This is a genomic window from Flavobacterium jejuense (assembly GCF_006491595.2).
Classification (GTDB): domain Bacteria; phylum Bacteroidota; class Bacteroidia; order Flavobacteriales; family Flavobacteriaceae; genus Flavobacterium; species Flavobacterium jejuense.
Genome location: NZ_VEVQ02000048.1, coordinates 1 through 990, shown reverse-complemented (window position 1 = coordinate 990; position 990 = coordinate 1). Strand labels below are relative to the sequence as shown.

The following is a 990-nucleotide window of genomic DNA, read 5'->3' as shown; positions in this document are numbered from 1 at the left end:
CGCAAGTTTTATATGTACAACAAGGAAAAGTACACACTTTTCTAAAAACACAATTTTATGAGTTAAAAATAGCTTTTTTAAGCCTATCAATTTTTGTAAAATTGTCCTTTAGTCAAAAAAGAAACCTCGTTTAAATCACTTTAAATGAGGTTGCTATTTTTATTTATTTAGAAAATTTAGCTTTTTGGAGAGCTTGTGCAACAGCTACCATTGTTGTGCGTAGGCTTCTTGTTTTCATTTCAGTCAGTCCAATGTTTTTAGATAGTCCAATATTTCGTCCGAAGCCCTAATCATTTTGGTTTCTATTTGTTCGGTGAGTTTGTCTAGATTATTAAAATCGGGATTTTCAACCAAGGTTGTTTCAAGAATGGAATATTTTGGCATTTTTGTTTTGTCTTTATTCCATTTTGTGTTTTTCAGTAGTTCCCAATATTTTTTTTGAGTCGGAATGGTATTTCCAAGTAGCCAAATCTCGAATCTCATTTCCACGTGATTCAGAACAAGTCCGAATTTTAGCCTTTTGCTTTTTAAAAAATCGTTCGAGTAGTAGAAATACGTAAAGTCCAAATATCCGTGTAGAATTCCACCAAATGAATATTGGTCAGATAGAGTTTTAATGAATTCCGTTCTTAATTTCATAACGAATTTCACGAGCTCATTGTAAGCAATTAATATGTCGCCTTTTTCAAGTTGTTCTTTATAAACTGCAACGTATTTATTTAAATTTTCCATTTACTTTTCTGTAAAATTCTTTGGTTGGCGGTTTTGTCAGCTTACGCACGTGTTGCCGCTTGTGGCAGTTGCGTAAATTTAAGACAAAAGATTACAAGTACAAAACTCCTCGTGGAATTTTCGGAGAAAATTCCGAAGTAGCCCGAGCCTAGCAATTGCTACAAACGGCTGTGCTTGTTGCACAACTCCATCAAAGATAACAAAAAGGCAACATTTAAAAGAGTACTTTTTTGTAAATTTAGTCATGCAAGGAAGAAA

The 990-nt window shown here is 33.1% G+C and carries 1 protein-coding gene; it reads right to left on the bottom strand.

Annotation, left to right across the window (positions count from 1 at the left end; translation table 11 throughout):
- Positions 1-243 precede the first annotated feature (243 nt).
- Positions 244-732, bottom strand: a complete 489-nt coding sequence (locus FIA58_RS21840) for a DUF7000 family protein (protein ID WP_140964681.1) — start codon at positions 730-732, stop codon at positions 244-246.
- Positions 733-990: the final 258 nt, after the last annotated feature.

What these genes read in the sequence shown, in the direction of transcription:
- FIA58_RS21840 (WP_140964681.1), bottom strand. Translation starts at nt 732, where the DNA reads ATGGAAAATTTAAATAAATACGTTGCAGTTTATAAAGAACAACTTGAA.